The 7573-nt window shown below is 54.0% G+C and carries 7 protein-coding genes; all 7 read left to right on the top strand.

Annotated elements, in window-relative coordinates; genetic code table 11:
• A partial coding sequence (locus ACAN56_RS34650) for an HD domain-containing protein (RefSeq protein WP_489685715.1) occupies positions 1–520 on the top strand: 520 nt, incomplete at its 5' end.
• Positions 507–1310: a biotin--[acetyl-CoA-carboxylase] ligase gene (locus tag ACAN56_RS34645; protein WP_379148547.1), complete on the top strand. Its 804-nt coding sequence runs from the start codon at positions 507–509 to the stop codon at positions 1308–1310. The genes ACAN56_RS34650 and ACAN56_RS34645, both read left to right, overlap by 14 nt.
• A 322-nt stretch (positions 1311–1632) precedes the next feature.
• Positions 1633–2499, top strand: coding sequence for a 3-methyl-2-oxobutanoate hydroxymethyltransferase (panB, locus tag ACAN56_RS34640; RefSeq protein ID WP_379148544.1), 867 nt, complete (start codon positions 1633–1635; stop codon positions 2497–2499).
• Position 2500: 1 nt separating this feature from the next.
• Positions 2501–3391: a pantoate--beta-alanine ligase gene (gene panC / locus ACAN56_RS34635; protein WP_379148541.1), complete on the top strand. Its 891-nt coding sequence runs from the start codon at positions 2501–2503 to the stop codon at positions 3389–3391.
• Positions 3384–3767: an aspartate 1-decarboxylase gene (gene panD, locus ACAN56_RS34630; protein WP_038594422.1), complete on the top strand. Its 384-nt coding sequence runs from the start codon at positions 3384–3386 to the stop codon at positions 3765–3767. The genes panC and panD overlap by 8 nt, the downstream gene beginning before the upstream one ends.
• 113 nt (positions 3768–3880) lie before the next feature.
• Positions 3881–4522 (top strand): hypothetical protein, encoded by a 642-nt coding sequence (locus ACAN56_RS34625; protein WP_342436207.1) that lies wholly within the window; start codon positions 3881–3883, stop codon positions 4520–4522.
• 116 nt (positions 4523–4638) lie between these two features.
• On the top strand, positions 4639–7500 hold the full coding sequence (gene dinG, locus ACAN56_RS34620) for an ATP-dependent DNA helicase DinG (protein ID WP_379148537.1): 2862 nt from the start codon (positions 4639–4641) through the stop codon (positions 7498–7500).
• The last annotated feature ends 73 nt before the right edge of the window (positions 7501–7573 follow it).

Below are 7573 nucleotides of genomic sequence, written 5' to 3'. Positions count from 1 at the left end.
AGAGGTGCCGCCGGAATCTCCGGGCGGCACCGAGGCGCTTCGGCGGCGCTGGATCGCCGCCGTGCTGGCCTTGGGCACGTCAGCCGCCGAAGGGTGGCTGACGCTGCTGGAGGCGGTGCCGGAGGCCGCCTCCTATCAGCAGCGTCTTGGCCTGGCCCAATCCGGGCCCGGAGCAGCTGTGCAGCTGCATGTGGACATGCCAGGGTTAGGCATTCCCTTGGCCGAGCAGGTTGATCAATCAGAGCCTAAGACGGATAACGCCGCCGTGCAGCCATCTGGAGCGCCGGCGCTCTCCACGGGTCTCCTGCGGTCCTGGAGCGCATCAATGCCGCTGCAGACGTTGGCAGAGCTTGCGGTGACAGGCAATGAGCTGGCCGAAGCTTTGCAGAAACGTCCCGGCCCGTGGCTGGGAGAGCTGCTGCATGCGCTGCTGCAGGCTGTAGCGGCTGGAGATATCGCCAACGATAAACAATCATTGCTTCAGGAAGCAAAAAGGATGGATAACGATGAAAAGCGATGAAACGCCGGGGCTTTCCGGGCTGAACAGAGATACTTTTGTTTCGGGCTGGAACCGCAGTGTACAGCGACTGGAAACGGTGGTGTCTACGCAGGAGGAAGCCAAGAGGCTCGCCGAAAACGGCGCTCCGGAAGGAACGGCTATTATCGCCGAGGAACAGACCGGCGGCCGCGGGCGGATGGGCAGAAAGTGGCATTCGCCGCGCGGCAAGGGCATTTGGATGAGTGTGGTGCTGCGCCCCAATCTTCCGCTGTCACTGACGCCGCAGCTGACGCTGCTGGCTGGCGTAGCCGTCTGCCGCGCCATTCGCGAGATCAGCGGCGTGCAGGCCGGCATCAAATGGCCGAATGATCTGCTGGCAGGCGGACGCAAAATTTGCGGAATCCTGCTGGAATCTTCGCTCCGGGAAGGCGGGCTTCATTATTGCATCGCCGGAATCGGCATTGCGGTGAACTTGACGGAGGACGACTATCCGGATGATCTGCAAGGAGTCGGGACTTCGCTGCTGATCGAAGGAGGAGGTATTCCCGTTGACCGCCAGCAACTCACGGAAGCGGTGCTGGCCGAGCTGGAGTTTTTGTACACCCTTTACATAGAACGGGGCTTTAAGCCTGTTCGTGAGCTTTGGGAATCCATGTCGGTCACCTTGGGGCGCCAGGTGTACTTTAATACACCCGAGGGACGCAGCGAAGGTACTGCGGTCGGTTTGGATGACGGCGGCGGGCTGCTGCTGAGGGATGCTGCCGGGAATATTACCTGCATATTGTCAGGTGAAATAGAAATGATCCAGTGACAAGGGTTCCATGCCTTGTCACATTTTTTTGGTGTAATTAACTGCGGATTTTGTTATAATATGCTCAGAGACGGTATCGCAGGGTCGAGCTGTACTCATTCAAGCAAGCTGTACAACAGCAATTTGCTTTTCGGATTCACCTTCATAACTGTATTTCCACGGTTACGTTGGATTCTGCTCTGAGCCGTAAGGACCGAGACAGAAGGGACGATCGCGAGTGACTCTTTTTTGCCCTTCGGACCTTTTTAGCGGACCATGCTAAAAGGTTTTTTTGTTTGCGCGTTTACGCGTATTTTAACTACGAAAAGGGGAATGGGAGCAAATGGCAGACAAACATGCACTGAATATTGTGAAAATGAAAAAAATGAAAATGGACGGTGTGCCGCTGAGCATGCTGACCGCTTATGATTATCCTTCGGCCCTGCTGGCCGAAGAAGCGGGGATCGATCTGATTCTGGTCGGTGATTCGCTCGGGAATGTTGTACTGGGTTATGATACAACCCTTCCGGTAACGATTGACGATATGGTCTATCACACACGCTCCGTGGCGCGCGGTGCGCAGAATACGTTCATTGTGGCGGATATGCCGTTTATGACGTATCACGGCAGCATTGACGAGACGCTGCGCGGTGTGCGCAGACTGATGCAGGAAGGCCGGGCGCAAGCCGTTAAAATGGAAGGCGGGCTGGAAATTTGTGAGGCCGTATCCGCTGTGGTTGCTGCCGGTGTGCCGGTGCTCGGCCACATCGGCCTTACCCCGCAGTCCGTAAACATGATCGGTGGATACCGGATTCAAGGCAAGGATCCTAAGGATGCGCAGCGGCTGATTGATGAAGCCAAGGGACTTGAAGCGGCCGGGGCTTTCGGCATAGTGCTGGAGCTGGTCACGGAAGAAGTAGCGGAGGCGATTTCCAAAGCGGTCAGCATTCCAACCATCGGGATCGGTGCAGGCCGGTACTGTGACGGACAAGTATTGGTCTTCCACGATCTGCTGCAATATGCTTCACCTTACCGGGAGAAGCGCTTCGTTAAGACCTACGCTGATGTAGGCAGCCTGATCCGTGAGGGAATCGGCAGCTACGTACAGGAAGTGAAGAACCGTTCCTTCCCGGCGGAGAATCATGTATTTAATGCGGATGAAACTGTATTGGAATCTTTATACGGCGCTGCCGGAAAAGGAGCGAAATAAGATGAGAGTCGTTAGAACGATTGAACAGCTGCGTGAAGCGCTTGAATATATGCGTCAGGGCGGGCATACTCCCATCGGCTTTGTGCCGACCATGGGATACCTGCATGAGGGACATGCAAGCCTGCTGCGCCGGGCAGGGGAAATGAGCAGTACGGTAGTGATGAGCATTTTTGTTAATCCGCTGCAATTTGGGCCAAATGAGGACTTTTCCTCTTATCCGCGTGACGAGCAGCGTGATTTGGAGCTTGCGGAGCGTGAAGGAGCCGACATCGTATTTATTCCCGGTGTGGAAGAGATGTACCCGCAGCCGATCCGCACCCAGGTATCGGTCTCTTCGCTGACCACACAGCTGTGCGGAGCATCCCGCCCGGGGCATTTTGATGGAGTCACCACAGTCGTAAGCAAGCTGTTCAATATGGTACAGCCCGATTACGCCTTTTTCGGACTCAAGGATGCCCAGCAAGTGGCGGTTCTGCGCCGGATGGTAGCTGACCTGAATATGAATGTTGAAATCGTGGCCTGCCCGATCATCCGTGAAGGTGACGGACTCGCGCTTAGCTCACGCAATGTATATTTAAGTGCAGAGGAACGCAGCCAGGCTCTGGTATTGTCCCGTTCGCTGCGTGAAGTTCGCCAAGCCATGGAAGAAGGTAAGGTCCGGACGGTTGAAGATGCCCGGAAACTGCTGGTGTCAGTCATTTCAGCTTCTCCGCTTGCCGTCATTGATTATGCGGAAATATTGACCTTCCCGGGCCTGGAAACGCTGAATGATGCTTCATTGCTGAGTGATGCTGAAGGCGAAATCATTATTGCACTTGCCGTGAAGTTTGGCAGAACCCGTCTGATTGACAATAATGTATTTAATCCCAAGGAGGTTGCGACCCTTGTTTAGACATATGATGAAATCCAAAATACACCGGGCAACGGTTACCGAAGCCAATTTGAATTATGTGGGCAGTATCACCATCGATGAGAACCTGATGGAAGCAGCGGATTTGCTTGAGAACGAAAAGGTGCAGATTGTCGACAACAATAACGGCTCCCGGCTGGAAACCTACGTCATTCCGGGACCGCGCGGCAGCGGCGTCATTTGTCTGAACGGAGCGGCGGCCCGGCTTGTTCAGCCGGGGGATACTGTCATCATCATCTCCTACGCGATGCTGTCCGCCGAGGAACTGGCAGGGCATAAACCAACTGTAGTTTTTGTCGATGGCGAGAACAAGCCGGTGAAGCTGGCCGATCATGAGATTCATGCTACGATTGCTTAATCACCGGACCTAAGCCATGTAATCAATGGCAGGGATGAAGAGCCCCCCACTTGCGAAAAATGAAGGCAGGCAAGCTTAGGCTGATTTCATTTTCAGTAAGGGGGGGATGTCCCGTGTTTCAACAATTATTTGCTGAGATGAATAAGATGCTTCAGGAGATCGCCACGGATTACCCCACTTCGGAGGGTGCCCGCCGGGATGATCTTTTATGCAAGTACAACATGCTTCACCGGCTTAGCGATGAGGTTATGGACGAGTGGCTCGCCTTTGCCGAGAAGCTGAGTCATTTCCGGGAACATGCGGAATTTCCGCCACAGCCGGACGAAGAGATGCCGCAGCAGGAAGCGCCTGAGCTTGCCATGGATTCTTTTGTCAGAGGGCAGGGCTACTACAAGCTGTTGATGTACCGGAAGTGTATTGATCAATTTAAGGAAGTTATTGCGCAGCACCCCGACAGTCTGGCGGCCCGCCTGTATTTGGCCATGGCCTATCTGCAGGAGGGTGACGGGGAGACCGCATGGGGGCATCTGGATCATATGCTTGCGCTGATTCGCGAGAACAAGCTGAAGGCGATGATCTACAATGCGCTGGGGTGTATCAGAGCTTCCCAGGAACGCTTCAATGAGGCAAGGGAGCTGTTCAGCCTTTCTCTGCTCCATGACCCGGCACTCCCGGAACCGAATGTCAATCTGGAGGTTTGCCGCAGGCGGGGAGGAAAGCTGCAATTCGGAAATCAGCTTGTTTCGCTTTTGTAATCATAGCCCACTCATTTAAGCGATGCATCCACTTCAACAAGCGGTGTGCATCGCCTTTTTTCGTAACTTCTGTTATGCTGATAAAGAGTCTCAAGTGAAAGGGAATAGAACTTATAATGAAATTTGCCGTGCTTGATTTTGAAACTACGGGAACCCAATCTGTGGGTGAGATCATCCAGGTTGGCCTTGCCATTATAGAAGAAGACCGGTCCATCTCCCGGGTGTATGGTTCTTACGTCAAGCCCGGAACACCGATTCCTCCTTTTATTACGGGCTTGACCGGCATCACCGATGAAGATGTGAAGGATGCGCCAGAGCTGGATGAGATGATGATGGAGCTCGTCCCGCTGCTTGACGATGTAGTGCTTGTTGGACATAATGTTGCTTTTGATTTCCATTTTTTGCAGAATGCTTTAGACCGCTGCGGCTATTTGCCGTTTCAGGGACGGATTCTGGATACGATCGATTTCCTTAAAATATGCTTTCCGTCCCTAACGACCTATCAGCTGGGTGCGGTAAGTAACCATTTTGGCATCACGCATGACCGTCCGCACCAGGCGGACAGTGACGCAGAAGCTACAGCGATTGTGTTGCTTAAATGTCTCGAAGAGCTGTATAGCTTGCCTCTGCTGACCATTCAGCGGCTTAACGAGCTGTTTGCCGATGAAGACAGTGATTTGGCCTGGTATTTTGACGGCCTGCTGCGGGAGCGCGAGATGGAGACCTTCCAGCCGGAAGGAGAGCTGAATTTTTACCGTCAGCTTGCACTGGCTGTAGGCGACTGGACTGAGCTGGCGCCTCCAAGAGAAGAAGGTGTTGGCAATCCTGTGGAGAATGTATCCTTTGAGGATTATATGGCCGAGGTAACCAAACGGCTTAAGGATACGCTTCCGCAATATGAAAGCCGGGAAGCCCAGGAGATCATGATTGGCGAAGTGAATACGGCCCTTCAGGAGGACAAGCATCTGCTGATCGAGGCAGGCACGGGTACCGGCAAATCGCTTGGTTATCTGCTGCCGGCCATTTATCAGAGCGTACGTACCGGGCAGAAGGTTATGGTCAGTACCCATACCATCAACCTTCAGGATCAGCTGCGCGAACGCGATATCCCGCTTCTGACCAGTGTTGTGCCTTTCCCGTTTAAGGCTGCGATATTCAAGGGGAGAGGGCACTATTTGTGTCTGCGCAAGTTTGAACATAAAATAAATAAAAAGGACTTCGTAAGTCCCCGGGAAGAAGCGCTTACGGCAGCGCAAATGATCGTATGGCTGACCCAGACGGAATCGGGTGACGATGAGGAGCTGAATTTGAGCGGTCGCGGCGGGGATTTCTGGGAGACGGTAGCCAGTGATACCGATTCCTGTCTGGGCCGTTCCTGTCCGTGGTTCCGCAAATGCTACTACCACCGGGCCAAACATGAAGCAGGGATTGCCGATGTGGTCATTACCAATCACTCCAAGCTGTTCGCAGACGTCAAGGCCGGGCACCAGCTGCTTCCGGCTTATGAGCATCTTGTCATTGACGAGGCCCATCATTTGGAGGATGTGGCCGGCAAGCATCTGGGCATGCAAATGAAGTATTTCACGGTAGCTCATACGCTTACAAGGCTGTATAAAGACAGCCGCAGCGGCCAGCTGCCGGCACTGCGCCAGACTCTGCAGTCCTCGGGCAGTGAGCAGGCTTCGGAGTGGAGCGGCGTAATCGATAAAATCTATCCCGACCTGCTTACCGTAAAGGAAACTTGGGATACACTGAGCGACAAGCTGTTCGGCCTATTGCCCGAACGCAGCGATGCAGCGGCAGGTGAAGCCGGCCAGCTGGTCACACGCCTGCTTCCCGGGAGCAAGCCCAAAGATTGGGAAGAACTGGCGGCGCTGGAGAATACGCTGAACTTAGCCCTGAGCGACATCATCCGCAGGGGTGACAAAATGCTCAGCGAGATGCGCGATACGGAGAGTCAGTCGTCTTCGGACAGCCTGGTGACCGATATCGGAGGCTTGTTCAAGGATTTGGCATCCATCCGGGAACAAATCCGCTTCTTTATGGGTCTCAGTGACGATAATATCGTGTACTGGATGGAAGGGAGCGGCAACTACCGGGGCAAGTCGCTTCAGCTCTACGCCGTGCCTGTCGATGTAAGCAGTCAGCTCAAGGATCTGTTCTTCGACAAGAAGAAGAGCATAGTGCTGACCTCGGCCACGTTATCGGTCGACAAGTCCTTTCAGTTCATGATTGACAACCTTGGTCTTTCTGAAGCCTCTGAGCAAGGGCGTCTCATGACAGCGCTGCTGCCTTCACCGTTCAAGTACCGTGAACAGGCTCTGCTTGTCATCCCGCGCGATTTCCCCAGTGTTAAGGGCAGCGTAGGCGATGCGCGTTTTGTAGACAAGCTGGTGCATTCGCTGGCTGAAGCGGCGGCGGCGACCAAGGGGCGGATGCTGGTGCTGTTCACCTCCTACAAAATGCTGCGCCAGGTTTACGATCCGCTGAAAGAGGCCTTGGCTTCCCAGGACATTACGGTTCTGGGCCAGGGTGTGGAAGGAGGCAGCCGCAGCAAGCTGATCCGGCGTTTTCAGGACAGCTCTGCATCGGTATTGCTTGGAACAAGCAGTTTCTGGGAAGGAGTCGACATCCCTGGCGAGGCGCTGACCTGTCTTGCGATTGTAAGGCTGCCGTTTCAGCCGCCGAATCATCCGCTTGCCGAGGCAAAGGCGGAGCTTCTGCAGGCCCAGAAGAAGAATCCTTTTATGAAAATGTCTGTTCCACAAGCAGTGATCCGGTTCAAACAGGGTTTTGGACGATTGGTTCGCACAGCGCAGGACCGGGGAATTGTTATAGTATATGATACCAGGGTCATCGAAGCTTATTACGGGAAGTACTTCCTGTATTCACTCCCTGGTCCGAAGATGGAGCACATGCTTACCGATCAGATGGTTCCGCGGATTGCGGAATGGCTTGAAGAGGGCGGCGTTTCCTAATCTGTCATCGTTTATAAATTTTTTCCATCTCTTTGTACCATAGGCTGTGTCCCGTTCGCAGAGCGGGCACTGC

Origin of the sequence: Paenibacillus paludis (assembly GCF_042610515.1) — a bacterium.
Lineage (GTDB): Bacteria > Bacillota > Bacilli > Paenibacillales > Paenibacillaceae > Paenibacillus_AQ.
The sequence above is the reverse complement of the archived record's forward strand: the minus strand, read 5'-3'. Positions and strand labels throughout refer to the sequence as shown.

Excerpts from the sequence above, each read along its gene's own strand:
- ACAN56_RS34645 (WP_379148547.1), top strand. The coding sequence starts at position 507 with ATGAAAAGCGATGAAACGCCGGGGCTTTCCGGGCTGAACAGAGATACT.
- dinG (WP_379148537.1), top strand. The coding sequence starts at position 4,639 with ATGAAATTTGCCGTGCTTGATTTTGAAACTACGGGAACCCAATCTGTG.
- panB (WP_379148544.1), top strand. The coding sequence starts at position 1,633 with ATGGCAGACAAACATGCACTGAATATTGTGAAAATGAAAAAAATGAAA.
- panC (WP_379148541.1), top strand. The coding sequence starts at position 2,501 with ATGAGAGTCGTTAGAACGATTGAACAGCTGCGTGAAGCGCTTGAATAT.